Annotated in this window: 23 protein-coding genes; 14 read left to right on the forward strand and 9 right to left on the reverse strand. The window is 66.5% G+C overall.

Features of this window, described 5'->3' with window-relative positions:
• Positions 1 to 98 precede the first annotated feature (98 nt).
• Positions 99 to 473 carry an Mth938-like domain-containing protein gene (locus AB4Y42_RS16350; RefSeq protein ID WP_342920479.1) on the reverse strand — a complete coding sequence of 125 codons (375 nt, stop codon included), beginning with the start codon at positions 471 to 473 and terminating at the stop codon, positions 99 to 101.
• Between the two features lie 535 nt (positions 474 to 1,008).
• On the opposite strand from AB4Y42_RS16350, the gene AB4Y42_RS16355 reads away from it, so the two are divergent.
• From AB4Y42_RS16355 to AB4Y42_RS16380, 6 genes are all read left to right on the forward strand, one after another.
• The gene (locus tag AB4Y42_RS16355) at positions 1,009 to 2,247 is read left to right on the forward strand and encodes a pyridoxal phosphate-dependent aminotransferase (protein ID WP_069267526.1); all 1,239 of its coding nucleotides are present in this window, start codon (positions 1,009 to 1,011) and stop codon (positions 2,245 to 2,247) included.
• A 49-nt stretch (positions 2,248 to 2,296) separates the two neighbouring features.
• Complete coding sequence (locus tag AB4Y42_RS16360) at positions 2,297 to 3,628, forward strand: homoserine dehydrogenase (RefSeq protein ID WP_368686370.1); 1,332 nt, start codon at positions 2,297 to 2,299, stop codon at positions 3,626 to 3,628.
• A 10-nt stretch (positions 3,629 to 3,638) separates the two neighbouring features.
• Positions 3,639 to 5,090, forward strand: coding sequence for a threonine synthase (thrC, locus tag AB4Y42_RS16365; RefSeq protein WP_368686369.1), 1,452 nt, complete (start codon positions 3,639 to 3,641; stop codon positions 5,088 to 5,090).
• A 297-nt stretch (positions 5,091 to 5,387) separates the two neighbouring features.
• Positions 5,388 to 6,614, forward strand: a complete 1,227-nt coding sequence (gene glp, locus AB4Y42_RS16370; RefSeq protein WP_368694752.1) for a gephyrin-like molybdotransferase Glp — start codon at positions 5,388 to 5,390, stop codon at positions 6,612 to 6,614.
• Between the two features lie 13 nt (positions 6,615 to 6,627).
• On the forward strand, positions 6,628 to 6,885 hold the full coding sequence (moaD, locus tag AB4Y42_RS16375; protein ID WP_254314079.1) for a molybdopterin converting factor subunit 1: 258 nt from the start codon (positions 6,628 to 6,630) through the stop codon (positions 6,883 to 6,885).
• 19 nt (positions 6,886 to 6,904) lie between these two features.
• The gene (locus tag AB4Y42_RS16380) at positions 6,905 to 7,387 is read left to right on the forward strand and encodes a molybdenum cofactor biosynthesis protein MoaE (protein ID WP_368686368.1); all 483 of its coding nucleotides are present in this window, start codon (positions 6,905 to 6,907) and stop codon (positions 7,385 to 7,387) included.
• Between the two features lie 100 nt (positions 7,388 to 7,487).
• On the opposite strand, the gene AB4Y42_RS16385 is transcribed toward AB4Y42_RS16380, so the two are convergent.
• The gene (locus AB4Y42_RS16385; RefSeq protein ID WP_368694724.1) at positions 7,488 to 8,048 is read right to left on the reverse strand and encodes a group III truncated hemoglobin; all 561 of its coding nucleotides are present in this window, start codon (positions 8,046 to 8,048) and stop codon (positions 7,488 to 7,490) included.
• Positions 8,049 to 8,258: 210 nt separating this feature from the next.
• Between AB4Y42_RS16385 and AB4Y42_RS16390 the strand changes: the two genes are divergently transcribed.
• Together AB4Y42_RS16390 and clpB are read left to right on the forward strand one after the other, a co-directional pair.
• A complete protein-coding gene (locus AB4Y42_RS16390; RefSeq protein WP_342920473.1) occupies positions 8,259 to 8,759 on the forward strand; it encodes an Rrf2 family transcriptional regulator in 501 nt (166 codons plus the stop codon).
• Positions 8,760 to 8,998: 239 nt separating this feature from the next.
• Positions 8,999 to 11,596 (forward strand): ATP-dependent chaperone ClpB, encoded by a 2,598-nt coding sequence (clpB, locus tag AB4Y42_RS16395; RefSeq protein WP_368686366.1) that lies wholly within the window; start codon positions 8,999 to 9,001, stop codon positions 11,594 to 11,596.
• A gap of 121 nt (positions 11,597 to 11,717) precedes the next feature.
• Here clpB and AB4Y42_RS16400 read toward each other — a convergent pair whose 3' ends face one another.
• From AB4Y42_RS16400 to AB4Y42_RS16410, 3 genes are all read right to left on the reverse strand, one after another.
• The gene (locus AB4Y42_RS16400; RefSeq protein WP_342920471.1) at positions 11,718 to 12,158 is read right to left on the reverse strand and encodes a YidB family protein; all 441 of its coding nucleotides are present in this window, start codon (positions 12,156 to 12,158) and stop codon (positions 11,718 to 11,720) included.
• A gap of 121 nt (positions 12,159 to 12,279) precedes the next feature.
• The gene (locus AB4Y42_RS16405) at positions 12,280 to 12,870 is read right to left on the reverse strand and encodes a ComEA family DNA-binding protein (RefSeq protein WP_368694725.1); all 591 of its coding nucleotides are present in this window, start codon (positions 12,868 to 12,870) and stop codon (positions 12,280 to 12,282) included.
• A gap of 218 nt (positions 12,871 to 13,088) precedes the next feature.
• Positions 13,089 to 15,095 (reverse strand): sigma-54-dependent Fis family transcriptional regulator, encoded by a 2,007-nt coding sequence (locus tag AB4Y42_RS16410; RefSeq protein WP_368686364.1) that lies wholly within the window; start codon positions 15,093 to 15,095, stop codon positions 13,089 to 13,091.
• A 476-nt stretch (positions 15,096 to 15,571) separates the two neighbouring features.
• On the opposite strand from AB4Y42_RS16410, the gene AB4Y42_RS16415 reads away from it, so the two are divergent.
• The 6 genes from AB4Y42_RS16415 (at position 15,572) to lipA (ending at position 21,689) form a co-directional block, all read left to right on the forward strand.
• Complete coding sequence (locus AB4Y42_RS16415; RefSeq protein WP_368686363.1) at positions 15,572 to 16,639, forward strand: ATP-NAD kinase family protein; 1,068 nt, start codon at positions 15,572 to 15,574, stop codon at positions 16,637 to 16,639.
• Between the two features lie 49 nt (positions 16,640 to 16,688).
• Positions 16,689 to 17,465, forward strand: coding sequence for an SDR family NAD(P)-dependent oxidoreductase (locus AB4Y42_RS16420; RefSeq protein WP_368686362.1), 777 nt, complete (start codon positions 16,689 to 16,691; stop codon positions 17,463 to 17,465).
• Between the two features lie 68 nt (positions 17,466 to 17,533).
• Positions 17,534 to 18,511 carry a thiamine pyrophosphate-dependent dehydrogenase E1 component subunit alpha gene (locus AB4Y42_RS16425; RefSeq protein WP_368694726.1) on the forward strand — a complete coding sequence of 326 codons (978 nt, stop codon included), beginning with the start codon at positions 17,534 to 17,536 and terminating at the stop codon, positions 18,509 to 18,511.
• A gap of 46 nt (positions 18,512 to 18,557) precedes the next feature.
• Positions 18,558 to 19,562, forward strand: a complete 1,005-nt coding sequence (locus AB4Y42_RS16430) for an alpha-ketoacid dehydrogenase subunit beta (protein ID WP_321928439.1) — start codon at positions 18,558 to 18,560, stop codon at positions 19,560 to 19,562.
• A gap of 4 nt (positions 19,563 to 19,566) precedes the next feature.
• Positions 19,567 to 20,688, forward strand: a complete 1,122-nt coding sequence (locus AB4Y42_RS16435; protein ID WP_368686360.1) for an acetoin dehydrogenase dihydrolipoyllysine-residue acetyltransferase subunit — start codon at positions 19,567 to 19,569, stop codon at positions 20,686 to 20,688.
• Between the two features lie 2 nt (positions 20,689 to 20,690).
• Entirely contained in the window at positions 20,691 to 21,689 is a 999-nt protein-coding gene (lipA, locus tag AB4Y42_RS16440; protein ID WP_368686359.1) for a lipoyl synthase, read from the forward strand.
• 44 nt (positions 21,690 to 21,733) lie between these two features.
• Here lipA and AB4Y42_RS16445 read toward each other — a convergent pair whose 3' ends face one another.
• The 4 genes from AB4Y42_RS16445 to AB4Y42_RS16460 form a co-directional block, all read right to left on the reverse strand.
• Positions 21,734 to 23,101, reverse strand: a complete 1,368-nt coding sequence (locus AB4Y42_RS16445) for an MATE family efflux transporter (protein WP_368686358.1) — start codon at positions 23,099 to 23,101, stop codon at positions 21,734 to 21,736.
• 7 nt (positions 23,102 to 23,108) lie between these two features.
• Complete coding sequence (locus tag AB4Y42_RS16450) at positions 23,109 to 24,863, reverse strand: ArnT family glycosyltransferase (protein ID WP_368694727.1); 1,755 nt, start codon at positions 24,861 to 24,863, stop codon at positions 23,109 to 23,111.
• Between the two features lie 321 nt (positions 24,864 to 25,184).
• Positions 25,185 to 25,448 (reverse strand): type B 50S ribosomal protein L31, encoded by a 264-nt coding sequence (locus AB4Y42_RS16455; RefSeq protein ID WP_368686356.1) that lies wholly within the window; start codon positions 25,446 to 25,448, stop codon positions 25,185 to 25,187.
• A 157-nt stretch (positions 25,449 to 25,605) separates the two neighbouring features.
• Positions 25,606 to 26,442, reverse strand: a complete 837-nt coding sequence (locus AB4Y42_RS16460) for a M90 family metallopeptidase (protein ID WP_368686355.1) — start codon at positions 26,440 to 26,442, stop codon at positions 25,606 to 25,608.
• Positions 26,443 to 26,458: the final 16 nt, after the last annotated feature.

A 26,458-nucleotide genomic window follows, 5' to 3' on the forward strand; every position in this document is an offset into this window, starting at 1 on the left:
GCGCGGTGTGCGGGCCAGGTCCGGAGCACGCGCTACGCACGCGGCGCGCAAGTGTACTACGCCGCCGCGCGGCGACCTGATGGCAAGCTTAAGGCGCGTCAGCTTTCGATCAGAAGCGCGGCCGCCACGCGGCGGCCTTCGGCCATGAGGATGTTGTAGGTGCGGCAGGCGGCCTTGAAGTCCATTGCCTCCACGCCGATGCGCTTCGCGGCCAGCGCCGCGGTCAGGCGCGGATGCGGAAAGCGCAGCCGCTCTCCGCTGCCGAACACGACCACTTCGGGGTTCAGCGGGAGCAGCAGCTCGAAGAGCTCGGGCGTGAGGGCGTCGAACGACTGCACCGGCCAGGGGGTGACCGGCGCTTCTGGCATCACGATGATGCTGCCCGTATGGCGTTCGAGGTTCACTTCGACGTAGTCGGCGCCGTAACCGGTCACGGTGTTCAGCGCGGCGCTGGAGTCCTGGTGTAGTTTCAAAACGGGGTTCCGGGGTAAGGGCAGGTCGGGTGCGCAAGCGAGAGGGCGCATATCCTGTGCCGACGCCGGCCTCGGCGCGAACCGCCTTGCAGCCCGCCGTGTCACCCGCTTCGCGACCCGCCTCCTGGCCGATTGCGCATTGCGGAAGTTGGTCAAAATCCGCTAAATTATAGCTTTTTAGCCGCCGCTGCGGCGGCGCCCGCGGGTAGACCGCGCCGGCAGGCCGCTACGCGCGCCATCCGCGCATCGGGCGAGGGCAGCCACAAGCTGCCGGGGCGGTTTTGGGGAAGTCGGGTTGGCCACCAGCGTACGCTTTGCGAAGCGTCGCGCGTGCGCCCGGCGCTCCCTTCGCAATCGTGCACGGCTTTTGTCCCGCCGGGGGCGCCCTCCGGCCCCCTTGCCTGTCCTGTCCGCCAAGGCGCCATCCGCCGGCCGGTCAACGGCATTTCAGCCTGTTCCAGCCCTTTTACCGCGTCTTACTCGCCGCTGACGCCCTGACTGATTCTCTGACCGCTTCTCTGACCGATAGCCCGCCGTGAAACCGATTCTCAAATCCAACAAGCTGCAGAACGTTTGCTACGACATCCGCGGGCCGGTGCTCGAGCACGCGAAGCGCCTCGAAGAAGAAGGCCATCGCATCATCAAGCTGAACATCGGCAATCTTGCGCCGTTCGGTTTCGACGCGCCCGACGAGGTCATTCAGGACATGATCCTGAACCTGCCGGGCTCCTCGGGGTATTCGGATTCGAAGGGTGTGTTCGCCGCGCGCAAGGCGATCATGCATTACGCGCAGCAAAAGGGCATCAAGGGCGTCGAGCTCGACGACATCTACATCGGCAACGGCGCGTCCGAACTGATCGTCATGGCCATGCAGGCGCTCCTGAACGACGGCGACGAAGTGCTGCTGCCCGCGCCCGACTATCCGCTGTGGACGGCGGCGGTGAGCCTCTCGGGCGGCACGCCCGTGCACTACATCTGCGACGAGTCGAACGCGTGGATGCCCGACCTCGACGACATCCGCTCGAAGATCACGCCGAACACGCGCGCGATCGTCGTCATCAACCCGAACAACCCGACCGGCGCGCTTTATTCTGACGACCTGCTGCGCGGGCTCGTGGCGATCGCGCGCGAGCACGGCCTGATCCTGTTCGCCGACGAGGTCTACGACAAGATCATCTACGACGGCAAGACGCACACGGCGCTCGGCTCGCTCTCGGAAGACGTGATCACCGTCACGCTCAACAGCCTGTCGAAGAGCTATCGCGCGTGCGGCTACCGCGCGGGCTGGATGTTCCTCTCGGGCATGACGGGGGAAAACCGCCGCCGCTCGAAGGACTACACGGAAGGTCTCGGCATTCTCGCCTCGATGCGCCTGTGCGCGAACGTGCCGGGCCAGTACGCGATCCAGACGGCGCTGGGCGGCTACCAGAGCATCAACGAGCTGATCCAGCCGGGCGGGCGCCTGTATCGCCAGCGCGAACTCGCGTACAACATGCTCACGGCCATTCCCGGCGTGACCTGCGTGAAGCCCGAGGCAGCGCTCTACATGTTCCCGCGCCTCGACCCGAAGCTCTATCCGATCGAGAACGACCAGCAGTTCATCCTCGATCTGCTGCTGCAGGAGCGCGTGCTGCTCGTGCAGGGCACGGGCTTCAACTGGAAGCAGCCGGACCACTTCCGCGTGGTGTTCCTGCCGAACGTCGACGACCTGACCGATTCGATCAACCGCATCGCGCGCTTCCTCGACGGTTATCGTCAGCGGCACGGCACCTGAGCCAGTCACACGCATTCCCTTTTCAAACACTTGGACGAACACACGCTGCATGGATCCGATCAAAGTAGGTCTCTTGGGCTTCGGCACGGTGGGCAGCGGCACCTTCACGGTACTGCGCCGCAACCAGGAAGAAATCAAACGCCGCGCGGGCCGCGGCATCGAGGTGGCGCGCATTGCCGTGCGCAACCCGGCCAAGGCCACGACGGCGCTCGGCAGTGAAGCCGGCAGCGTCGACCTGACGACCGACTTCAACGCCGTGGTCGACGATCCCTCGATTTCGATCGTCGCCGAAATGATCGGCGGCACGACGCTCGCCAGGGATCTCGTGCTGCGCGCGATTGCCAATGGCAAGCATGTCGTCACGGCGAACAAGGCGCTGCTGGCGGTGCACGGCACCGAGATCTTCGAAGCGGCGCGCGCCAAGGGCGTGATGGTCGCGTTCGAGGCGGCCGTGGCGGGCGGCATCCCCATCATCAAGGCGCTGCGCGAAGGTCTCACGGCCAACCGCATCCAGTACATCGCCGGCATCATCAACGGCACGACCAACTACATCCTCTCGGAAATGCGCGAGCGCGGGCTCGACTTCGCGACCGCATTGAAAGCCGCGCAGGAACTGGGCTACGCCGAAGCCGATCCGACCTTCGACATCGAAGGCGTGGACGCCGCGCACAAGGCGACGATCATGAGCGCGATCGCGTTCGGCGTGCCCGTGCAGTTCGACAAGGCGTACGTGGAAGGCATCAGCAAGCTCGACGCCATCGACATCAAGTACGCGGAAGAGCTGGGCTATCGCATCAAGCTGCTCGGCATCGCGCGCCGCACCGAGCGCGGCATCGAGCTGCGCACGCATCCCACGCTGATTCCGGCCAAGCGCCTGCTCGCCAACGTGGAAGGTGCGATGAACGCGGTGGTCGTGCATGGCGACGCGGTGGGCACGACGCTGTACTACGGCAAGGGCGCGGGTGCGGAGCCGACGGCCTCCGCCGTGGTGGCCGATCTCGTCGATGTGACGCGTCTGCACACGGCCGACCCCGAGCACCGCGTGCCGCATCTGGCATTCCAGCCGGACAGCCTCTCGAACACGCCGATCCTGCCGATCGACGAAGTCACGAGCGGCTACTACCTGCGCCTGCGCGTGGCGGACCAGACCGGCGTGATGGCGGCCATCACGCGCATCCTGGCGGACAGCGGCATCTCGATCGACGCGCTGCTGCAAAAGGAAGCGGAGCAGGTCGACGCGCAAGGCAAGGCGGAAACCGACATCATCCTGATCACCCACGAGACGATCGAGAAGAACGTCAACGCGGCGATCGCGCAGATCGAGAAGCTCGCGACGGTGAAGTCGCAGGTCACGAAGCTGCGCATGGAAGGACTGAACTAAGGCAAGGGCTATGAATTACGTATCTACGCGCGGCGCGGGCGCCGGCGAGCATCATTCGTTTTCCGACATCCTGCTGGGCGGCCTCGCGCGCGACGGCGGCCTGTATCTGCCGGCCGAGTATCCGCAGATCAGCAAGGAAGAACTGGCGCGCTGGCGCGGCCTTTCGTACGCGGATCTCGCGTTCGAGATCCTCTCGAAGTTCGCCGGCGACATTCCCGCCGACGACCTGCGCGAGATCGCGCGCCGCACCTACACGGGCGAGACCTACCGCAACGTGCGCCATGGCGAAGACGCGAGCAAGATCACGCCGCTCACCACGCTTGGCGAGGAAAACGGCGCGCAGCTCTCGCTGCTCGAACTCTCGAACGGTCCGACGCTCGCGTTCAAGGACATGGCGATGCAGCTGCTCGGCAACCTGTTCGAGTACGCGCTCGCGAAGGCCGGCCAGGAGCTGAACATTCTCGGCGCGACCTCGGGCGACACCGGCAGCGCGGCGGAATACGCCATGCGCGGCAAGAAGGGCGTGCGCGTGTTCATGCTTTCGCCGCACAGGAAGATGAGCGCGTTCCAGACGGCGCAGATGTTCAGCCTGCAGGACCCGAACATCTTCAATCTGGCTGTTGAAGGCGTGTTCGACGACTGCCAGGACATCGTCAAGGCGGTTTCGAACGACCACGCGTTCAAGGCGCAGCAGAAGATCGGCACGGTCAATTCGATCAACTGGGCGCGCGTCGTGGCGCAGGTCGTGTACTACTTTGCCGGCTACTTCGCGGCGACGAAGTCGAACGACGAGCGCGTTTCGTTCACGGTGCCCTCGGGCAACTTCGGCAACGTATGCGCGGGCCATATCGCGCGCATGATGGGCCTGCCGATCGAAAAGCTCGTGGTCGCGACCAACGAGAACGACGTGCTCGACGAGTTCTTCCGCACCGGCATTTATCGCGTGCGCGGCTCGGCCGAGACGTATCACACGACGAGCCCGAGCATGGACATCTCGAAGGCGTCGAATTTCGAGCGCTTCGTGTACGACTTGCTGGGCCGCGATCCGGCGCGCGTGACGCAGCTGTTCCGCGACGTCGAGGAGAAGGGCGGCTTCGATCTCGTGGCGAGCGGCGACTTCGTGCGCGTGCAGCAGTTCGGCTTCGTTTCGGGCCGCAGCAGCCACGACGACCGCATCGCCACGATTCGCGACATCTACTCGCGCTACCAGACGATGATCGACACCCATACGGCCGACGGCGTGAAGGTCGCCCGCGAACACCTGCAGCCCGGTGTGCCGATGATCGTGCTCGAAACCGCGCAGCCGGTGAAGTTCGGCGAGACGATTCGCGAAGCGCTGGACCGCGAGCCGGAGCGTCCGGCGGCGTTCGAAGGCCTCGAGGCGCTGCCGCAGCGCTTCGAAGTCGTGCCGGCCGACGCCCAGCGCGTGAAGGACTATATCGCCGCTCATACGGCGGACTGATCGACGCAGCCGGGGCCGGATCGGTTCGCGGTCCCGGCGTGTCGACATCGCCTCAGCTTTTACGCGGCGGCGGGTTGCCCGAACCCGTCCGCTGCATCACTTCAGCCGATCGTGCGCATGCGCAGGCATCGCGCGCCAGGGATATCCACGGCATAAGGCACAGCGCGCCGGTCGCGCCGCTACAATAACGGCAGACCAACCGCTGCTGGCGGCCCCGCCGCCAAGTCCGAGACGACCTCGATGTCCACGCCTACGTCCCCGTCTTCCGCTGCGCCGGCGCCCGCGCCGCGCGCGTCGATGCTCTCCACCGCCGACGCCCTCGCCGCGCTGCTTGCCGCGGCGCAGCCGCTCGCCGGCGCCGAAACGATTTCGACGTTCGACGCGCTGAACCGCGTGCTCGCCGTAGACGTCGTTTCGCCGCTCGACGTGCCGCCGATGCATACGAGCGCAATGGACGGCTACGCGGTGCGCGTGGCCGATCTCGCGCAAGGCAGCCGCCGTCTGCCGGTTTCCCAGCGCATTCCCGCGGGTCACGCGCCACAGCCGCTCGCGGCGGGCACGGCGGCGCGCATCTTCACGGGCGCGACGGTGCCGCCGGGCGCGGACGCCGTGGTGATGCAGGAGCAGACCGAGGCCGCGGAAGGCGCCGTTACTTTTCTGCACACGCCCAAGGCGGGCGAATGGATCACGGCGCAGGGCGCCGATATCCGCAAGAACACGGTGATCCTGCCGGCGGGCACGCGCCTCACGCCGGCGGCGCTCGGGCTCGCGGCGTCGGTCGGGTGCGCCACGCTCACCGTCGTGCGCCGCGTGAAGGTCGCGGTGTTCTTCACCGGCGACGAGCTGACGATGCCGGGCGAGCCGCTCAAGCCCGGCGCGATCTACAACTCGAACCGCTTCACGCTCACGGGCCTCTTGCGCAACCTCGGCTGCGAAGTCACCGACTACGGCATCGTGCCGGACCAGCTCGACGTCACACGCGCGACGCTGCGCGAGGCGGCCGCCGCCCACGACCTCATCCTCACCTCGGGCGGCGTCTCGGTCGGCGAGGAGGATCACGTGCGGCCTGCCGTCGAGGCCGAAGGCCGCATCAACCTGTGGCAGATCGCCATGAAGCCGGGCAAGCCGCTCGCGTTCGGCGCAGTGCGTCGGGCGCAAGGGGCGACGAACGCGGGAACCGGCGAGGCGTTCTTCATCGGGCTGCCGGGCAACCCGGTGTCGAGTTTCGTCACCTTTCTGTTGTTCGTGCGTCCGTTCCTGCTGCGGCTTGCGGGCGCGACCCAGGTGAGCCCGCGCGCGCTCTCGCTGCGTGCTGATTTCACCCAGGCGAAGAGCGACCGCCGCAACGAATTCCTGCGCGCGCGCGTGAACCCGGCTGGCGGTCTCGACCTGTTCCCGAACCAGAGTTCGGCGGTTCTCACCTCCACGGTCTGGGGCGACGGTCTCATCGACAATCCGCCCAATCATGTGATCAGCGCCGGCGAGACCGTGCGCTTTATTCCGTTCACCGAATTGCTGTACTGAAAAGCCTCGAGCGATGAAGATCCAGTTGAAATTTTTTGCGAGTGTGCGCGAGGCGCTTGGCGTCGCGGACGAAACGGTCACGCTGCCGGACGGCATCGCGACGGTCGGCGACGTGCGCGGCTGGCTGCGTGCGCGTGGCGGTGTCTGGGCCGAGACGCTGGCGGAAGGCCGCGCGCTGCGCATGGCCTGCAATCACGTGATGACGGATCCGCGCACGCGCATCACCGAGGGCTGCGAAGTGGCGTTTTTCCCGCCGGTGACGGGCGGCTGAGCGTCACAGGAGACTCACGATGCCCGTGCGCGTACAAACGGAAGATTTCGACCTCACCGCGGAGGTGGCGCAGCTGCGTGCGCGCAATCCGGCGATCGGCGCGGTGGCGTGCTTCGTCGGCACGGTGCGCGATCTGAACGATGGCAGCACGATCGCCTCGCTCGAACTCGAGCACTATCCGGGCATGACCGAGAAGGCGCTGGAGGCGATCGTCGCCGAAGCGCAGCGGCGCTGGGCGGGCATCGAGGTGCTGATCGTACACAGGGTGGGCAAGCTCGAGCCGCTCGACCAGATCGTGCTGGTCGCGACCACCTCGAAGCATCGCGGCGACGCGTTCGCGTCCTGCGAGTTCGTGATGGATTACCTCAAGACCGAGGCGCCGTTCTGGAAGAAGGAAGAGACGGAGCAGGGCGCGCGCTGGGTCGATGCACGCGAGAGCGACGATACGGCGCTGGCGCGCTGGGGTGTGGCGTCGGGGAACGCTTCGCGGGAATCCAGCTAGGTGCTCGTCCGCCGGGGTGAAGGGACAGATGTAGTTCACCGCCGCCCCCTTGTAACGCAACTAACTGCCTATTTCCGCACCGCCCTGAAAGCAGATGCGCTCACTCTGCCGGCGTGCTCTCGTCGACATCCATCTGGCGGCCAATGAAACGGGCCGGAAACGGCTCGCCGGTCGGGCGCGTAGGCAAGTCGTGGCCGTGGCTGGCGGGGCGCCTGCGCGGCGCTACGCGATCGAGAAGGGCCTGTTGCTCGGGCGGAATCGTGTAGCCCCAGCCAAAGCGGCTCAGTTGCAGGCTTTGCGCAATCCGCAACGCGGGTTCCATGAACTGCACCGCCGCCGCGGGCTCGTAGCGAGCCTGAACCGTATCGAGGAAAAGATAGAGCCAGCGGCTGAAATGCTGCGGTTCGACGCCGGGCACCGGATCGTGCGCCTGCTGCACGTTGCCGCGGTAGCTTTTGGTGCCGAGCACGAGACTCGACCAGAAGCGGCACATTTTCGGCAGATGTTCGTCCCAGCGCCCGGCGAGCACGCCGTCGAACACCGGTCCGAGCATGGCGTCGTCGCGCACGCGGTCGTAGAACGCGTAGACGAGTTCGCGGAGGTTCTCTTCAGTCGGCTGGGCGTGCAGCGTGGCAGCGGGGCGGGTGTCGGGGCGAGTCATTTGGGGCCTGGGTGATACCTGGGGTGCCTGGAGTGTAGTCGGCGGCGGGGCGCCGGCACGGTGCGACAGTGAGCCGCATGCAAGCTGCCAGGCACTGCGAAGCGTCCATCGAAGTGACAATCATACCCAGTCCAGGCAAAACCTGCATGCTACCTGCATGTTATTGTGTGGGTTTCTGTCACCCGCACCACCTCTGTCATTGCGACCGCCATGAGACTGACCGACTACACCGACTATTCGTTGCGCGTGATGCTGTATCTCGCGCTGCGTCGCGACAGCCTGGCCACGATCCAGGAGATCTCGGACGCCTACGGCGTATCGAAGAATCATCTGATGAAAGTCGTGCAGCGCCTTGGCGAGCTTGGCTGGGTCGACACCGTCCGCGGGCGCAATGGCGGCTTGCGGCTCGCGCCTGCATCGCTCGAGCTGAGCGTTGGCGCGGTCGTCCGTGAGACGGAAAGTGACTTCTCGCTGGTCGGCTGCTTTCCGGACGAGCATGGCGACCGGCGCAGCTGCGTCATCGAGCCGCAGTGCCGGCTCAAGCACGCACTGGCGGCGGCGCGCGATGCGTTTCTCGCGGAACTCGACCGCCATACCATCGGCGAGCTGGCGCAGCCGGCAGGCGAACTGACCGGGCTGCTCGGCCTCGCGCCAATCCAGTTCATGCCGCGCGCGCAGGCAGCGCGCTCCGCGTCTTCACGCGAGCATTGAAGGACGCGTCGGCGTCACCTCTTCGTTTTTCATCTCCCCGAGCCGCGGCGCTTTGCCTCGCGCGGCTGCGGCCGCCTCGCATTCTTTCCCCGTTTTCTCACGCCGCGGCAGGGGTTGCCGATGGCCGCCGCCTGCGCTTGAATCGCAGAAATCGGAAAAAATGACGCCAGAGCGCTTGAAACCGGCGCGTCCCCCCTCAAATTTGGTGACAGTCTAGAAATCTGGAGGTCTCGCATCAAATGAGAATCGACAAACTCACCACCAAGTTCCAGGAAGCCATCGCCGACGCGCAAAGCCTCGCGGTGGGCCACGATAACCAGTACATCGAACCCGTTCACCTGCTGGCTGCGCTCGTCGCGCAGCAGGACGGCTCCGCGCGCTCGCTCATGTCGCGTGCGGGCGTGCAGGTCCAGGCGCTGCAGAACGCGCTGAACGACGCCATCAACCGCTTGCCGCAGGTGCAGGGCACCGACGGCAACGTGCAGATCGGCCGCGAGCTCACGGGTCTGCTCAATCAGGCCGACAAGGAAGCGCAGAAGCTCAACGACACCTATATCGCGAGCGAGATGTTCCTGCTCGCTGTTTCCGAAGACAGGGGCGAAGCGGGTCGTCTCGCGCGCCAGCACGGCCTGACGCGCAAGTCGCTCGAAGCCGCGATCGTCGCGGTGCGCGGCGGCGCGCAGGTGCACAGCCAGGACGCCGAGAGCCAGCGCGAAGCGCTCAAGAAGTACACCGTCGATCTGACCGAGCGCGCGCGGTCGGGCAAGCTCGACCCCGTGATCGGCCGTGACGACGAAATCCGCCGCTCGATCCAGATCCTGCAACGCCGCACCAAGAACAATCCGGTGCTGATCGGCGAACCGGGCGTGGGCAAGACGGCCATCGTCGAAGGCCTCGCGCAGCGCATCGTCAACGGCGAAGTGCCCGAGACGCTCAAGGGCAAGCGCGTGCTCTCGCTCGACATGGCCGCGCTGCTCGCGGGCGCGAAATATCGCGGCGAGTTCGAGGAACGCCTGAAGGCCGTGCTCAACGACATCGCCAAGGACGAAGGCCAGACCATCGTCTTCATCGATGAAATTCACACGATGGTCGGCGCGGGCAAGGCCGAAGGCGCGCTGGACGCGGGCAACATGCTCAAGCCGGCGCTCTCGCGCGGCGAGCTGCACTGCATCGGCGCGACGACGCTCGACGAATATCGCAAGTACATCGAAAAGGACGCCGCACTCGAACGCCGCTTCCAGAAAGTGCTCGTCGATGAACCGTCGGTCGAGGCGACCATCGCGATCCTGCGCGGCCTGAAGGAGAAGTACGAGCTGCACCACGGCGTGGAAATCACCGATCCGGCGATCGTCGCGGCGGCGGAGCTCTCGCATCGCTACATCACCGACCGTTTCCTGCCGGACAAGGCCATCGACCTGATCGACGAAGCGGCTTCGAAGATCAAGATGGAAATCGATTCGAAGCCCGAAGCCATGGACAAGCTCGATCGCCGCCTGATCCAGCTGAAGATCGAGCGCGAGGCCGTCAAGAAAGAGAAGGACGAAGCGTCGCAAAAGCGTCTGCAGCTGATCGAGGAAGAGATCGACCGGCTGAGCCTCGAATATAAGGACCTCGAAGAGATCTGGACCACCGAGAAGGCCGCGGTGCAGGGCGGCGCGCAGATCAAGGAAGAGATCGACCGGGTGCGCGCGGAGATCAATCGCTTCCAGCGCGAAGGCAAGCTCGAAAAGGTCGCGGAACTGCAGTACGGCAAGTTGCCGGAACTCGAAGCGCAGCTCAAGCAGGTGACGCTCGCCGAGGCGAACGAGCAGAACAACCCCACGCGTTTGCGCCTGCTGCGCACGCTCGTGGGCGCCGAGGAAATTGCGGAAGTCGTGTCGCGTTCGACCGGCATTCCTGTTTCGCGCATGATGCAGGGCGAGCGCGAAAAGCTGCTGCAGATCGAAGAGAAACTGCACGAGCGCGTGATCGGTCAGGACGAGGCCATTACCGCCGTGGCCGACGCGATTCGCCGCTCGCGCGCCGGCCTCTCGGACCCGAACCGGCCGTACGGCTCGTTCCTGTTCCTCGGGCCGACGGGGGTGGGCAAGACCGAGCTGTGCAAGGCGCTGGCGGGCTTCCTGTTCGATTCGGAAGATCACCTCATCCGCATCGACATGAGCGAGTTCATGGAGAAGCACAGCGTGGCGCGTTTGATCGGCGCGCCGCCGGGATACGTGGGCTACGAAGAGGGCGGCTATCTGACCGAGGCCGTGCGTCGCAAGCCGTATAGCGTGATCCTGCTCGACGAAGTCGAGAAGGCGCACCCGGACGTGTTCAACGTGCTGCTGCAGGTGCTCGACGACGGCCGCATGACCGATGGCCAGGGCCGCACCGTCGACTTCAAGAACACCGTGATCGTGATGACGTCGAACCTCGGTTCGCACCTCATTCAGGCGATGGCGGGTGAGCCTCAGGAAGCCGTGAAGGACGCCGTGTGGAACGAAGTGAAGCAGCAGTTCCGCCCCGAGTTCCTGAACCGGATCGACGAGGTCGTCGTGTTCCATGCGCTCGATCGCTCGAATATCGAGTCGATTGCGAAGATCCAGTTGCAGCGTCTGCGCGAGCGTCTGGAGAAGCTCGACATGGAACTCATGGTGTCGGACGAGGCGCTGGGCCAGATCGCCAAGGTCGGTTACGATCCGCTGTTCGGCGCACGGCCGCTCAAGCGCGCGATCCAGCAGGAGATTGAGAACCCGGTCGCCAAGCTGATCCTCGCGGGCAAGTTCGGGCCGAAGGACGTGATTCCGGTCGGCGTGCACGACGGCAAGTTCGTGTTCGAGCGCGTGGTGCACTAAGGCGAGTCGCCGGACTCGGGTGAGACGCGTGCCGGAAGGCGCGCGCCGAGCCGAAACGAAAAGGGCAGCGGAGTGATCCGCTGCCCTTTTTTCATGCCTGCAAAGAAGCGCTAACGGGCGCTTACGCCTGCTTGTTGCCGCCGCCGAACAGCGACGCCAGCCCGCCAAGCGTGCCGAGCACGCTCTCGGCGTTGATCTGGCCGCCTTGCGGCACTTCGCCGTTCGGCGTGCCCGCGTTGACCACGTGCGGCAGCACCTGAGCGAGCAGGCCGCTCACCTGGTCGGGCTGCATGCCGACCTTCTGGGCGAGACCCGAGACGACGTCCGAGCCGAGCACGTTGTGCAGTTGATCCGCCGAAACAGGCTGGTTCTCGCCGTTGCCGACCCACGACTGCACGATGTCGCCGAGGCCGCCTTGCTGGAACTTCTCGATGAGGCCGTTCAGCCCGCCGGGCTGGTTGTTGACGAACTCCATCGCCGCGGCGAGGAGCTGGGCCTGGCCGCCGCCTTGCTGTTGCGACTGCGAACCGAGCAGGGAACCGAGGGTATCTAGCAGACTCATGACGATCTCTCTGGGTGATGGCCGCGATGGGGGGGACGCGGCCGGTAAATCGGACGGCGCACGCGGCGCCGCGTTTTCGAGGTCCGGTGTACGGCTTGCACGCGCCGGACGATGGCGGCAATCAGCCGCCGGAAGCGGCCGCCCCCGATGCGGCCTTGTCCTTCTTCGACTTTTTGGGCTTTTTCGCCTTCGTATCGGATGCGGTGGCCGGCGCAGCCGCAGCGGAGCCCGCTTCGGGCGCGCTGGCAGCGGCGGCTGCCTTGTCCTTCTTGCTCTTGTGCTTCGACTTGCCCGCGGCGGTGTCCGAGGCGGCTTGCGCCGTGGTCGCGGCCGCCGGCGTCTGCGCCGTCATCGGATTGGCCGTGGTCGCAGCGGGCGCGGCGCTCGTGGCAGCGGCGCTCTTGCCGCTCTTCGCGCTGGCCGTCTTGCCCGCCGGCGGCGCGGAGGAGCCGTTGATCGTGAGCCCTGCCGCCTCGAGGTTCTGCACCGACTTAGGGCCAATGCCCTTGACGCGGTTCACGAGGTCGTCGGCGTCCTTGAACGGGCCGTTCTTCGTGCGTTCGTCGATGATTGCCTTGGCATGGACGGGGCCGATGCCCTTGACCGATTCGAGCGCGGTCTCGTCGGCGGTGTTCACTTCCACGGCTGCGGCGAGCACGGCGGACAGCGACAGGCCGATTGCGAGGAACAGCATCAGCAGCTTCTTGAGCATGGCAATCACTCCATTGAGGGCATTTCAGTGAGCCGGGAACGGACGACGCATCCAGCGGAGGGGGCTGCGGTACAAGAATAGGCCAGATGGCGTATCCGTGGATCGCGAGCGCTCGATTTATACCGGCCTGAGTGTGGCAAGTAAATCGCGCCGCACAATATTTAATACTTCTGTGCAATCGGGCGACGCGAAACGCGCAGCGGTCAGCGCAAACCGGCTCAAACGCGATGGGGCCCGACGATGGCGAGCTTCGCCATGCGCCGGTAGAGCGTCGCGCGCGAGATGCCCAGCGCCTGCGCGGCGGCGTTCGGACGCCAGCGGTGCGCCGTGAGCGCCGCGACGATGCGTGCGCGCTCGTCTTCGTCGGAGAGCGGCGACGCTGGCGGAATGCCGGCTGGGCAGCCGGACGCGGCCGCCGCTGCGAGTGGCGGCAGGCTCGCGGCGAGGTCGGCGCTCAGGTGCCGCGCTTCGACCAGCACGGTGTCGCAGACGGCGCATGCGTAGCGCATCGCATTGCGCAGCTGCCGCAGGTTGCCGGGCCAAGCGAACTTCGCGAGCCGCGTCGCGAGCGAGGCGTCGAGCGCGAGCGGCCGGCCGGCGGCCTGCGCTTCTTCCGCGAAGACCGTGTCGATGAGCATCGCGATGTCGCGCCGCTCGCGCAGCGGCGGCAGCGTGAGCACCGCGCCGCTCAGGCGATAGTAGAGATCGTCGCGGAATGCGCCCGCGCTGGCCATCTGCGCGAGGTCCCGGTGCGTTGCGCAGACCACATCGATGTCGACGCGCACCGGCGTTTCGCTCCCGAGCGGCAGGACTTCGCCCTCGGCCAGCACGCGCAACAGGCGCGTCTGCAGCACGAGCGGCATGTCGCCGATCTCGTCGAGGAAGAGCGTGCCGCCGTCGGCCATCGCGATCTTGCCGCGCGCGCCGTGGCGCCGCGCACCCGTGAACGCGCCCGGCGCATAGCCGAACAGCTCGCTCTCGATCAGCGACTCGGGCAGCGCCCCGCAATTCACCGCGATGAACGGACGATTGCGTCGCGCGCCGGCGTCGTGAATGGCGCGCGCGAACACTTCCTTGCCGGCGCCGGTTTCGCCGAGCAGCAGGATCGGCAAGCGCTTGCCCGCCACGCGCTGCGCAATGCGCGCGTTTTCGGCCACGCGCGCGTCGGCGCTGCGCAGGAAGGGGCCGAGCGCGCTGCGGTCGTATTCGTGCGTCTCGGCGGCGTCGCGCCGCAGCGGCATGGCGCCATGCGCCGCGCCGGTGCTGGGTCCGCTGCGTGCACTGTGTCCGCCGTAACCGCTCGCCCCGAGCGGCGCGCGAATGCGCGCATACAGCATCGAGCCGTTCGCGCGCAGGCGCAGCGCCGCGATAGTCTCGATGCGCCCGATGTCGCGCAACTGCACGTGCGACGAATCGAAGATCTCGTCGATATGACGCGGGCCGTCGAGACAGGGCATGCATTCGCGCGCGCGCCGGTTCGCGGCGACCACGTTGCCGTTCTCGTCGAAAGCAATCAGCAGCTCGGGCTGCGCTTCCACGTAGTTGCGATTCTGGTGACCGAAGAGGATCCAGCACGATGCGAGACGATGCAGGAAATAGCCGTCTTCGATCAGCGTGGCGCTCTGGCGCACGAGCTGGTTGACGATGCGCTGGCTCTCGCGATTGTCGGGCGATTGCACGGCCGACGCATCGAGTACGCCGATCAGCTCGCCGCCCGGCGCGAAGATCGGCGCGGCGCTGCACGTGAGCGTAGTGAACGCGGCGCGGAAATGGTCGGTCTTGTGCACCGTGATGGGCGCGAGATCGGTGAGCACGTTCGCGATGCCGCAGGTGCCTTCCTCGCTCTCGGACCAGCACGAGCCGATATAGAGGCCCGCGTGCTTGAAGTCGTTGCGGCGCTCGCGGTCGAGGCGGTAGTCGATCGTCACGCCGTGCGCGTCGGTCAGCATCACGCAGTAGTCGGCCTCGCGCACCATGTCGTGCAGCCGCGTGAGGCACTGGCCCGAGGCGCGCAGAAAGGACTCCTCGCGATCGCGGATCTCGCGCAGCTCGGCGGCGCTCAGCACGCGCGGGCCGATCACGGAGCCGGGGTCCAGCTGATAGCGCTCGAACGAGCGCTGCCACGACGAGACGAGGCGCGGCGAATCGGACGGCGCGGGCAGCCGGCCTTCTACGGCGCCACGCACGCGCTCGGCGTGCCGGGTAGACGCAAGGGCGTAGGGCATGTGCGGTTCCAGGCGACGGCTCGCGGTGAGCGTCGGGTAACGTCGGGTTACGTCGGACCGGAAAGCGTTCGGCGGGAGTCTTTTGTAGCACATCCTTTGCGCGCGATCACACCGCAGCGCAGCATGCGAGACGGCTGAGACGAACGTCTCAGCGTGTCTTGTCGCGCATTCCGACGCGGCGGACAGAGGTGCTTAGTCGCCGCTCATGCACGCCACGCGGGGCTGTGCGCATTTTCCTTCGCGCGCGCGGCTAGCGGTGCGACCGGCGCGTCGCTCACGCGAGACGGCGACTGAGACGCCGCGCGCGACGCGAATCGTGCCGGCGCCGCGGCGTGCAATTACCGCGGAACCCCGCCACGCGGCCTTCTGCTCGAACGTGCCGCCTCCTCGACGTCATTGGCATGACGCTTGCAGAGTTGGCTGGCAAAAGCGGCGCACGGCCATTCACGGTGCGACGCCATCAGGAGACAAGACCCGTGACGACGCCCGTGACCGTAGGCGTGATCGCGAACCCCGCATCGGGCCGCGACATCCGCCGTCTCACTTCGCATGCATCCGTCTTTCCCACGGCCGAGAAGGCGAACATGGTCGTGCGCCTGCTCGCGGGCCTGGGCGCGCTCGGCGTGGCGCGCGTGCTCACGTTGCGCGACAACACCGGCGTGGCCGCGCTGCTCCTGCGCGCGATCGAGACGCACGCGGCGATTGCCGCGCACGAGCCCTGGCCCGAGGTCGTGTTCGTCGACCTGCCGGTTAGCGAAAGCGTTGCCGATACGTACGCCGGCGTCGATCACATGGTGCGTGAGGAGGTCGCGCTGATCGCCGTGCTGGGCGGCGACGGCACCCATCGCGCCGTCGCGGCGCATTGCGGCGCGACGCCGCTGCTCGCGCTCTCCACCGGCACCAACAACGCCTTTCCCGAACTGCGCGAGGCCACCGTGGCGGGCCTCGCGGGCGCGCTCGTCGCGACCGGCGCGGTGCCGGCCGGGTCGGCGCTCTCGCGCAACAAGCGGCTCGTCGCGCGCTGCGTGGAAGGACCGTCGCGCGGGCGGGAGGAAATCGCGCTCGTCGACATTTGCATGGCGCGTCAGCCGTTCATCGGTGCGCGCGCGATTTCGGAAAGTTCGGATATCGAATCACTTTTTCTGACCTTTGCGCCGCCCGACGGCATCGGTCTCTCGTCGATCGGCGGGGCGTGGGCGCCGGTCGGGCGCGATGCGGCGCACGGCCTGCATATGACGTTCGCCCAGGCGGGTGCGCCCGAGGGCAGCGGCGCGGGCGTGCCGTTGCTCGCGCCGATTGCGCCGGGCCGCGTCGAGCGCCTGACGATGCGCACCTGCCAGCGCCTCGAAGTCGGCGTGGCGCTGCCGCTCGAAGCGGACCACGGCACGCTTGCGTTCGACGGCGAACGCGAGATCGAACCGGCGCGCGGCGACCGCTATGAAGTGACGCTCGACTGGAATGGTCCGCTGACCGTCGATGTCGCGCGCACGCTGCGTTACGCGGCGTCGCATCAATTGCTGCGCGAGGCCGCCGCGCGCGCATAGCGATCTGGCTTGCTTCCTCCACACGGAACCGAAAGAAGGAGACATTGAAATGGATACCCCCTTGAAAGGCCAGGTCGCGATCGTGACCGGCGGCGCGCGCGGCATCGGCCGCGGCATAGCGCTCACGCTCGCGCAGGCCGGCGCGGACGTGCTGCTCGCGGATCTGCTCGAAGAACCGCTTGCCGCGACTGCAGATGAAATACGGGCGCTGGGCAGACGCGCCGCGTTTGCCAAAGTCGACGTCACCCAGGCCGTTCAGCTCGAAGGCATGGTCTCGCAGGCGCTCTCGGAATACGGCGGCTTCGATATTCTCGTGAACTGCGCCGGCGTGATTTCCATTAGTCCGGTATCCGAATTGACGGAGCGGGACTGGGACTTCGTCATGGGCGTCAATGCGAAAGGCGTGTTCCTCGGCTGCAAGGCTGCATTGCCGCATTTCCGCACGCAAAAACGCGGACGGATCATCAACGTCGCTTCGATTGCGGGCAAGGAAGGGTTCCCCAATCTCGCGCACTACAGCGCCTCGAAATTCGCCGTGGTCGGCTTCACCAATGCGCTTGCCAAGGAGGTTGCGCGCGAGGGCATCACCGTGAATGCAATTTGCCCCGGGATCGTGCGCACGTATATGTGGGATCGGCTCTCCGACGAATGGAAGACCGAAGGCGAAAGCGTCGAAGAGTCCTGGCAGCGCCATCAACTCACGCTGATCCCGCAGGGCCGCGCGCAAACGCCGGAGGACATGGGGCGCCTCGCCCTGTTCTTCGCGACGATGGACAACGTCACGGGCCAGTCGGTGAACGTCGACGGCGGTTTCACTTTTCATTAGGAGCAGTGGTATTTCCCCGCAGCAAGCTAATCCAGAGCGGTACAGCGTCGTACACCCAGGAGACAACCATGTCAGTTCAGTTGAACAAGGAGCAGTTGCTCACCGCGTATCGCTCGATGCGCACGATCCGCGAGTTCGAGGAACGCTTGCACGTCGAGTTCGCAACCGGCGAAATTCCAGGCTTCGTGCACCTGTACGCGGGCGAGGAGGCCTCCGCAGTCGGCACGATGAGCCATCTGAACGATACCGACTACGTCGCGACCACGCACCGCGGCCACGGCCACTGCATCGCCAAGGGCGTGGACGTGCGCGAGATGATGGCCGAGATCTACGGCCGCGCCACGGGGTCGTGCCGGGGCAAAGGCGGCTCGATGCATATCGCAGATCTGTCGAAGGGCATGCTGGGCGCCAACGGCATCGTCGGCGCTGGCGGTCCGCTCACGTGCGGGGCCGCGCTCGCCGCCAAGCAGAAGAAGACCGGTGGCGTGGGCGTGTGCTTCTTCGGTGACGGCGCGTCGAACCAGGGGGTGATCTTCGAGTCGATGAATCTCGCCTCCGTGTGGCGCTTGCCGGTGATCTTCGTCGCGGAAAACAACGGCTACGCCGAGGCGACCTCGTCCACATGGTCGGTCGCGGCCGACAACATCGCCGACCGCGCGAACGGCTTTGGCATGCCGGGCGTGATCGTCGACGGCTTCGACTTTTTCGCCGTGCACGAGGCGCTGGGCGAGGCCATTGCCCGCGCTCGCAGCGGTGGCGGCCCGACGCTCGTGGAGATGAAACTCTCGCGCTATTTCGGCCATTTCGAAGGCGACGCGCAAACCTACCGCGCCCCTGGCGAAGTGCAGAAGCTGCGCGAAGAGAAGGACTGTCTGAAGCGCTTCGAGGAGCGCGTGGTGCGCGCCGAACTCGCGAGCAGCGACGATCTGCGCAAGGTGGACGCAGAAGTGAAGCAACTGATCGACGATGCCGTGTCGCAGGCCAAGGCCGCGCCGCTGCCGCCGGCCGAGGCGCTGCTCACGGACGTGTACGTGTCGTACCCTTAAGCGCTGCGCGCTCAGGTCATCAGGATTCCAGATCAAGGAGACGGAAATGGCACGGAAAATCACCTATTCGCAGGCCATCAACGAAGCGCTCGCCCAGGAGATGGGCCGCGACGAGAGCGTGATCGTGATGGGCGAGGACAACGCGGGCGGCGCCGGCGCGCCCGGCGAGCAGGACGCGTGGGGCGGCGTGCTCGGCGTGACGAAGGGCCTTTACGGCAAGTTCCCCGGGCGCGTGCTCGATACGCCGCTCTCGGAAGGCGGCTTTATCGGCACGGCAGTGGGCGCGGCGGCGTGCGGCATGCGGCCGGTCGCGGAGTTGATGTTCATCGACTTCATGGGCGTGTGCTTCGACCAGATCTTCAACCAGGCGGCGAAGTTCCGCTACATGTTCGGCGGCAAGGCGGTCACGCCGGTCGTGATTCGCACCATGTATGGCGCGGGCTTGCGCGCGGCGGCGCAGCACTCGCAGATGCTCACCTCGCTCTTTACGCATATTCCGGGGCTGAAGGTCGTGTGCCCGGCCACGCCCTATGACGCCAAGGGCCTTATGATCGAGGCGATTCGCGACAATGACCCTGTGATCTTCTGCGAGCACAAGCTGCTTTACACGATGGAAGGCGACGTTCCGGAGGAATCCTATTCGATTCCGTTCGGCGAGGCCAACATCGTGCGCGATGGCGACGACGTCACGATCGTCACATATGGACGGATGGTGCACTACGCGCTCGACGCGGCGCAAAAGCTCGCGAAAGACGGCATCGAGGCGGATGTGATCGACTTGCGCACGACTTCGCCGCTCGACGAGGAAACGATCCTCGAAAGCGCGCGCCGCACGGGCCGGGTCGTGGTCGTGGACGAAGCCAATCCGCGCTGCTCGATCGCAACCGATATTGCCGCACTCGTTGGCCAGAAGGCGTTCAAGGAGCTGAAGGTACCGGTCGGAATGGTCACCGCGCCGCATACGCCGGTGCCGTTCGCGGCATCGCTCGAAGACCTCTACATCCCCTCGGCGGAGAAGATCGCCGAAGCCGCGCGCGCAGCAAGGAGCTGAAGTCATGACGATTCACATGATCACGATGCCAAAATGGGGCCTGTCGATGGAGCAGGGCCAGGTGAACGGCTGGCTCAAGTCGCCCGGCGACAAGGTCACCAAGGGCGATGAGTTGCTCGACGTCGAGTCCGACAAGATCGCGTCGGGCGTCGAGTGCGCTTTCGAGGGCGTGTTGCGGAGGCAGATCGCGCAGGAGGGCGACACGCTACCCGTGGGCGCGCTGCTCGGCGTGGTCGCCGATGCCGAAGCGGCCGACGCGGATATCGACGCCGCGGTGGCGGAGTTCCAGCGCGACTTCGTGCCCGCACAGGCCGGCGACGCCGACGCGGGACCGCAGCCGGAAAAGTCGCAGATTGGCGGCCGGACCGTGCGCTACCTGAAGCAGGGCGAAGGCGAGGGCGTGCCGGTCGTGCTGATCCACGGCTTCGGCGGCGATCTCAACAACTGGCTCTTCAACCACACCGATCTCGCGGCTGAGCGCACCGTCTGGGCGCTCGATCTGCCGGGTCACGGCGAGTCGGGCAAGGCGCTCGAGAGCGGCAGCCTCGACGAGCTTGCGCAAAGCGTGATCGCGTTCCTCGACGCACAGAAGATCGACCGCGCGCATCTCGTCGGGCACTCGCTGGGCGGTGCGGTGGCCATGGCGGTGGCCGAGCAGGCGCCCGGGCGCGTGGCATCCCTTGCGCTGATTTCGAGTGCGGGCCTTGGCAGCGAGATCGATGGGGCGTATATCGAGGGCTTCGTCGCGGCGGGCAATCGCAATGCGCTCAAGCCGCACGTGACGAAGCTGTTCGCCGATCCCGCGCTGGTCACGCGTCAGCTCGTCGAGGACCTCGTGAAGTACAAGCGGCTCGAAGGCGTGCAGGCCGCGCTCGGCAAGATTGCCGGGCAGGCGTTCGAAGCCGGCGCGCAGCGGCGTGTGTTCCGCGAGCGTGTGGTGACGCTTGCGCCGCGCGCGCTCGTGATCTGGGGCGAGGCCGACCAGATCATTCCGGCGAGCCACGCGCAGGGGCTGCCGTCGCCGGTGCGCGTGGAGGTGATCGCGGGCAAGGGGCATATGGTGCAGATGGAGGCGGCGCAGGAGGTCAATCGCCTGCTCAAAGCCTTTTTCGACGAAGGAGCCTGAGCATGGAGGCCGCCACGTCTGGAACTTCCCGTTCGTCGAGTACGGCGCTGGGTCAGGAGGGCCTGCGCAGCCGCGAGAAGCTCGCGCGCATTCCGGTGAAGATCGTGCCGCCTGCCGGCGCCGACGCGGTCTTGCCGAAGCCGCCCTGGCTGCGCGCCCGTCCGCTCATGAGCGAGACCGTAGCGGGCGTGGCGGCCGTACTGCGCGAGCATCGGCTTCATTCGGTGTGCGAAGAAGCGATGTGCCCGAACATCGGCGAATGCTTCGCGCAGCGCACCGCGACCTTCATGATCATGGGCGGGCTGTGCACGCGGCGCTGTCCGTTCTGCGACGTCGCTCACGGGCGGCCCGCGCCGCTCGACGAGGACGAACCCGCCCACCTTGCGGCAGCGGTCGCGGCGCTGGGCTTGCGTCACGTCGTCATCACCTCGGTCGATCGCGACGACTTGCGCGACGGCGGCGCGACGCACTTCGCGCGTTGCATTGCGCAGGTGCGCGAGCGCGTGCCGGGGATCGGCGTCGAGGTGCTGACGCCCGATTTCCGCGGCCGTATCGGGCGTGCGCTCGAGGCGCTTTCGTACGCATGGCCCGACGTGTTCAATCACAACATCGAGACCGTGCCCGCGCTGTATCGCGCGGCGCGGCCAGGCGCGGACTATTACGGCTCGCTCGACCTGCTTGCGCGCGCGAAAGCGGCCAACAGCGCGCTCGTCACGAAGTCGGGACTGATGGTGGGTCTGGGCGAAACCGATGAGGAGTTGCTCGCGACGATGCGCGACCTGCGCGCGCATCGCGTAGAAGTGCTGACGATCGGGCAATATCTCGCGCCGTCGCGGTTTCATCTGCCGGTCAAGCGCTACGTCCATCCCGACGCATTCGCCGCGTTGCGCACGGCGGGGCTGGCAATGGGATTCAGCGAGGTGGTGGCCGGGCCGCTGGTCCGTTCGTCGTATCACGCAGCCCAGACCGTGGAGGCGGCGCGGCAGGCCGAGGCGGGGTGATCCACGTTTGCAACTAACCGCCTAGCGTCTCTGATGCCAACGGGCTAGGCGCGTTCTCGCACAAAGCGCGCACTCACCCGCGAGAGATAAAACAGGAGTCCAGCACCGGCGATCAGGAGGCTCGCCATGTTGGCGAGCCAGAACCCGCGCGCGCCCGTCGCCCAGGCGGGCATCGTGCCGGTCACGTCGAAGCCCAGCGCGTAGCCGCCGCCGAGGCCCACGCCCCAGAGCGCAAGCGCATAGATGATGGTCGGCACGACCGCGACCTTGTAGGCGCGCAACGCGAAGGCCGTGGTGATCTGCAGGGCGTCGAACAGGTGATAGCAGGTGACGATGGCGACGAGCGGCATGGCCGCGACCGCCACGGCGGGGTCCGGCGTATAGCCGCCGATGATGAACGGGCGCAGCACGAACACGATCGCGCCGTAGCAGCAGGCAATCGCCACGGCCGTCGCTACGCCGTGCCGCGCGAGCGTGCGCGCTTCGGCGGGGCGATTGCCGCCCAGCGCCTGGGCGACGAGCGTCGAGGTCGCCACGCCGATCGAAAGCGGCGTCATGTAGAGCACGGCGCCGATGTTGCCGGCGATCTGATGGCCGGCGAGCGTGGTCGTGCCCATGCGCGCGATGAAAATCGCCATGAACGTGTACGACGTCACTTCGATGAGATACGAAAGGCCCATCGGAATGCCGAGCTTGAGCAGTTCGGCCTGGCGCTTCCACTCGGGCCAGCAAAAATGCTTGAAGATCTCGAACGGCGCGAACACGTCCACACGCGTGAGCGCGACGGCCGCGCACAAGGCGAGCGCCCAGTTGATCGAGGTGCTCGCGAGCGCGCAGCCCGGGCCGCCGAGCGCGGGCACGCCGAGGCCGCCGAAGATGAACCACGTGTTGAGCGGCACCTTGAGCATGAGCGCGCCGACCTGCAGAAACATCACGAGGCGCGGCCGCCCCACCGCATTGGCGAGCGAGCTGTAGATGCGAAAGGCCAGCGCCGCGGGCAGCCCGAACGAGAGCAGCCGCAGATAGCCGATAGTGCGCTCGCGCAGCGCCTCGGGCGCGTGCGCGAGGTCGAGCAGCAGGCCGGGAAAGTAGAGGATCGTAAATCCGATCACCATCAGTACGAGCGCGAGCCAGAACGCCTGGCGCACCTCGAGGCCGATTTCCGTGTCCTTGCGCGCGCCATAGAGCTGCGCCGCAACGGGCTGCAGCGCGCTGAGAATGCCCGTGAGGGCGATATACACCGAGATGTAGATCGACGAACCCAGGCCGAGCGCGGCGAGATCGAGCGCCGAGTAGCGGCCGACCATCGCGGTGTCGATTACGCCGAACGCGATGATCGCGAGCTGGCCGATCAGAACCGGCCACGCGAGCGCGGCGATGCGCCGGATGTCGCCCGCGAACGTCGTGGTCACCGCGGCCTCAGTCCGGACGCTTGCGCCAGACACGCTTCTTGAGCGGCGGCGTCGGACGGTCGATGCGCACGTACAGGCGGAAGCGTTCGTCGCGGTCGGCGACGCGGCGGCCTTCCCAGACGAGCTTCCACACATAGTCCGGCATCGAGCTCGGCTCGCCGTATTCCTGCGTGTCCTGGCGCAGGATCACGTCGCAATCCTCGTTGAACGCGAAGTGCATCCTGCCGAAGTACGCGAAGGTGGCGATCTGCGCGTCGCCGAGGCGCACAGGCGAGATGCACTGATAGTCGGCGGGCAGGTGCGCGGCGATCTGCTCGGCCACGTCCTTGTAGGTCCGGCTGTAGTTGACGACCGGCAGCCACAGCGTCATGAGCAGCACCCACATGAGCGTGGTGCCGCCGCTCGAGAGCACGACGCTGCGCCACAGCACCTTCGGATGGCGCGCCACGCGCCAGCGCACGAGCACCATCCAGCACACGGTGACGGCCACCGCGCACACGAACGAGAGAATCTTGAACTGCGGCACGAAGCCCGGCGCGAGGCGCGCGAGGTTGCGCGCGAGCGGCGCCGGGAAACCTGTCATGCCCGCGAGCCACACGAGCCACACGAAGGTGCTGAGAATGGTGAAGCTCAGCACCGCGAACCAGTCGATCGCGTTGATCGCGCCGCGCTTGAGCGTGGGCAGCGCGAAGGTCGCGAGCACCGCCAGCGCGGGCAGCACGAGCATGAAGAGCCGGTTCGATTCGTGGCTTTGCACGACCACGAGGATGAGCAGCGGCACGATCACCGACAGCGGAATCGCGATGTGCGGCTTGCGGCGCAGTCCGGCCCAGCTTACGAAGGCCCAGATCGCGAGTGGCCATGCGGGCCAGGTGAAGAGCGGCAGGTTCTTGGCGGCGTAGCGCAACACGTAGCCAGGGGGGCCTGCGAAGGCGTTGACGTTGGTGTGGGCCCACTGGTTGAGGAACCAGACGGCGTCGTCGGGATACAGACGCAGCGCCAGCAGCGGCCAGGAGGCCGAGACCGCGAGCGCCACGGGCAGGCCCGCCACGAGCAGCCAGCGCGAACGCGTTTCGGGGGCGATGGCGAGCATGGCGAGCGTGCCGACGAGGAGCGCGCCTACGAGCACCGGGCCGCTGGAAAGCATCACGATGCCGAGCGCGAGGCCCCACCAGAGGGCGCCCTGGACCGGCTTGTCGATGGCGCGCACGACGCCGTACAGCAGCATGGCGATGCCCACGAACTGCATGAGCTGCGGCGTGGTTTCGTGGCCGCGCTCGGCGAGGCCGAAGCAGGCCAGCAGAACGAGCAGGGCGCCGTCGCCGAGCGTGCGGCCGTAGTCGCGCGGCTCGGGCTCGCCGCCGAACGCGTACTTGAACGGCTGCACTTCGGGGCGGCGGCCCAGCAGATACGCGCTGTACCAGACGAACGCGCACGCGAGACAGAACAGCACGCCCGTAGCGATGCGCGAGGCGTTGCTGGCGTCGACCCACGGCGCGAACAGACGGATGCAGGCGGCACCCAGCCAGTAGCCGAGCGGACCGTTCTCGGTCACGTATTTGCCGACAAGATTGGGCAGCAGCCAGTCGTGCGAGGTGCCGCCCGCCATCGTCCACATCACGCCGAAGCCCGCCGCATCCTCGTTCTTCCACGGGTCGCGGCCAAACAGGCCGAAAGCCGCGAAGACGATACAGATGGTCAGCAGCAGCCAGCGCGGCAGGGCGCTGGTGGCGGAGGCGGTCAGTCGAATGGCTGGCTTCATGCAGTACGAAGGGAGACGGATAAACCGGGCGTGTTCGAGCGGGTGGCTCACACGCGGAGGTCAAGCGGGCATGCGCGGCAGACGGTACACCCAGCCGTGTGCCGCGGAGCAATCCGGCATTCTAGCCGGGCCGGCGACCGCGCGTCACGGCGTTAGCCGCGGGTTAATCCACGGAAACATCTGAAAAGGCGCGGTAAGTCGCACCTGTCTGGCTTCGCGGACGGCGCAACGGTGGCGCAGGCAACAAAAAAGGGCAGCGTATGCTGCCCTTTTTGTGCACGTTCAATGCGGGACCGGCCAGCAGCCGGTGCGGCGAGGCGATTACTTGCCGGCCTTGCCCGAGGCGCGTGCGCCGAACTTCTTGTTGAACTTCTCGACACGGCCTGCCGTGTCCATGATCTTTTGCGTGCCCGTGTAGAACGGATGCGATTCCGACGACACTTCGATCTTGGCGAGCGGGTAGGTCTTGCCCTCGAATTCGGCGGTTTCGCGCGTCTGGATGGTCGAGCGGGTCACGAACTTGAAGTCGTTCGAAACGTCGATGAACAGGACTTCGCGGTAATTCGGGTGAATGCCTTCTTTCATGTTTATTCCTTAAATCTGGCGGTAGCCAACCCGCGTGCCTGCAACACCCTGTTGCCGACTTTGCTCGCGCGAGCCACTTACCCAAGGGTCGAAAAACGGCGATTATGCCAGATAATCAGCCGGTTGGCGAATTTTTGAGGCCCCCGCGCGACAGGTTTTAGCCCGGCTGGCCGGCCAGTGCGCCCACGCGCGCCGGGTCCTGGCGGTAATAGCGCGCGAGCAGCCGGTAAAGCTCGGGATATTCCGCCTCGAACGCCTTCGGCTTGACGAAAAGGGCCTCGCTACACACCGCGAAGAACTCCGAGGGGTGGTCGGCGGCATAGGGATCGATCAACGAATCGCGTTCGAAGCGCGCCCAGCGGCGCTCCGGCACGGCGTCCACCTTGTCGCAGAACTGGTCGTAGGCGTTGTCGAACACGTCGGCCCACGTCTGCGCGTCGAGCGGGGCATGCCAGCGCCGAAAGAGGGGCGGATGGCCGTCGGCCTCGCCGCCCAGCATATCGATCTTGTGTGCGAACTCGTGAATCACGACGTTGTACGCGTCGCTGCCATCGGTCATCTGCGCGTCTTCCCACGAGAGGATCACGGGGCCGCCTTCCCACGCTTCGCCGCTCGCGTCGTGCTCCACCTCGTGGACCACGCCGTCCTCGTCCTCCACGGTCTTGCGGATCACGAATTCGCCCGGATACACGACCACGCCCACCCAGCCCTTGTAGAGGTCGAGTGAAAGATTGAGCACCGGCAGCGACGCCTGCGCGGCGATCGCCACGGTCATCGGGTCGGTCAGTTCGAGATCGTGCGCCGTGGAGAACTCCTTTTGCGCGATAAAAAGGCTCGTCAGCTCGCGCAGGCGCACGAGGTCGGCGGCGTCGAGATGCTTGAGAAAGGGCAGGCCAGCGAGCGTGGCCTGCCAAAGCGCGTCGTCGATCGCGTAGGTGCGCAGCGCCTTTTCGCGGCGGCGCGCGTCGAACCAGTGAGAGAGTTTCGAAAGCATCGCTGGGTGTGGGTTC

The sequence above is a fragment of the Paraburkholderia sp. EG286B genome, assembly GCF_040965655.1.
Lineage (GTDB): Bacteria > Pseudomonadota > Gammaproteobacteria > Burkholderiales > Burkholderiaceae > Paraburkholderia.

Coding starts and splice junctions, on each gene's coding strand:
- AB4Y42_RS16360 (WP_368686370.1), top strand. CDS start 2,297: ATGGATCCGATCAAAGTAGGTCTCTTGGGCTTCGGCACGGTGGGCAGC.
- thrC (WP_368686369.1), top strand. CDS start 3,639: ATGAATTACGTATCTACGCGCGGCGCGGGCGCCGGCGAGCATCATTCG.
- glp (WP_368694752.1), top strand. CDS start 5,388: ATGCTCTCCACCGCCGACGCCCTCGCCGCGCTGCTTGCCGCGGCGCAG.
- moaD (WP_254314079.1), top strand. CDS start 6,628: ATGAAGATCCAGTTGAAATTTTTTGCGAGTGTGCGCGAGGCGCTTGGC.
- AB4Y42_RS16380 (WP_368686368.1), top strand. CDS start 6,905: ATGCCCGTGCGCGTACAAACGGAAGATTTCGACCTCACCGCGGAGGTG.
- AB4Y42_RS16385 (WP_368694724.1), bottom strand. CDS start 8,048: ATGACTCGCCCCGACACCCGCCCCGCTGCCACGCTGCACGCCCAGCCG.
- AB4Y42_RS16390 (WP_342920473.1), top strand. CDS start 8,259: ATGAGACTGACCGACTACACCGACTATTCGTTGCGCGTGATGCTGTAT.
- clpB (WP_368686366.1), top strand. CDS start 8,999: ATGAGAATCGACAAACTCACCACCAAGTTCCAGGAAGCCATCGCCGAC.
- AB4Y42_RS16400 (WP_342920471.1), bottom strand. CDS start 12,158: ATGAGTCTGCTAGATACCCTCGGTTCCCTGCTCGGTTCGCAGTCGCAA.
- AB4Y42_RS16405 (WP_368694725.1), bottom strand. CDS start 12,870: ATGCTCAAGAAGCTGCTGATGCTGTTCCTCGCAATCGGCCTGTCGCTG.
- AB4Y42_RS16410 (WP_368686364.1), bottom strand. CDS start 15,095: ATGCCCTACGCCCTTGCGTCTACCCGGCACGCCGAGCGCGTGCGTGGC.
- AB4Y42_RS16420 (WP_368686362.1), top strand. CDS start 16,689: ATGGATACCCCCTTGAAAGGCCAGGTCGCGATCGTGACCGGCGGCGCG.
- AB4Y42_RS16425 (WP_368694726.1), top strand. CDS start 17,534: ATGTCAGTTCAGTTGAACAAGGAGCAGTTGCTCACCGCGTATCGCTCG.
- AB4Y42_RS16430 (WP_321928439.1), top strand. CDS start 18,558: ATGGCACGGAAAATCACCTATTCGCAGGCCATCAACGAAGCGCTCGCC.
- AB4Y42_RS16435 (WP_368686360.1), top strand. CDS start 19,567: ATGACGATTCACATGATCACGATGCCAAAATGGGGCCTGTCGATGGAG.
- lipA (WP_368686359.1), top strand. CDS start 20,691: ATGGAGGCCGCCACGTCTGGAACTTCCCGTTCGTCGAGTACGGCGCTG.
- AB4Y42_RS16450 (WP_368694727.1), bottom strand. CDS start 24,863: ATGAAGCCAGCCATTCGACTGACCGCCTCCGCCACCAGCGCCCTGCCG.
- AB4Y42_RS16455 (WP_368686356.1), bottom strand. CDS start 25,448: ATGAAAGAAGGCATTCACCCGAATTACCGCGAAGTCCTGTTCATCGAC.
- AB4Y42_RS16460 (WP_368686355.1), bottom strand. CDS start 26,442: ATGCTTTCGAAACTCTCTCACTGGTTCGACGCGCGCCGCCGCGAAAAG.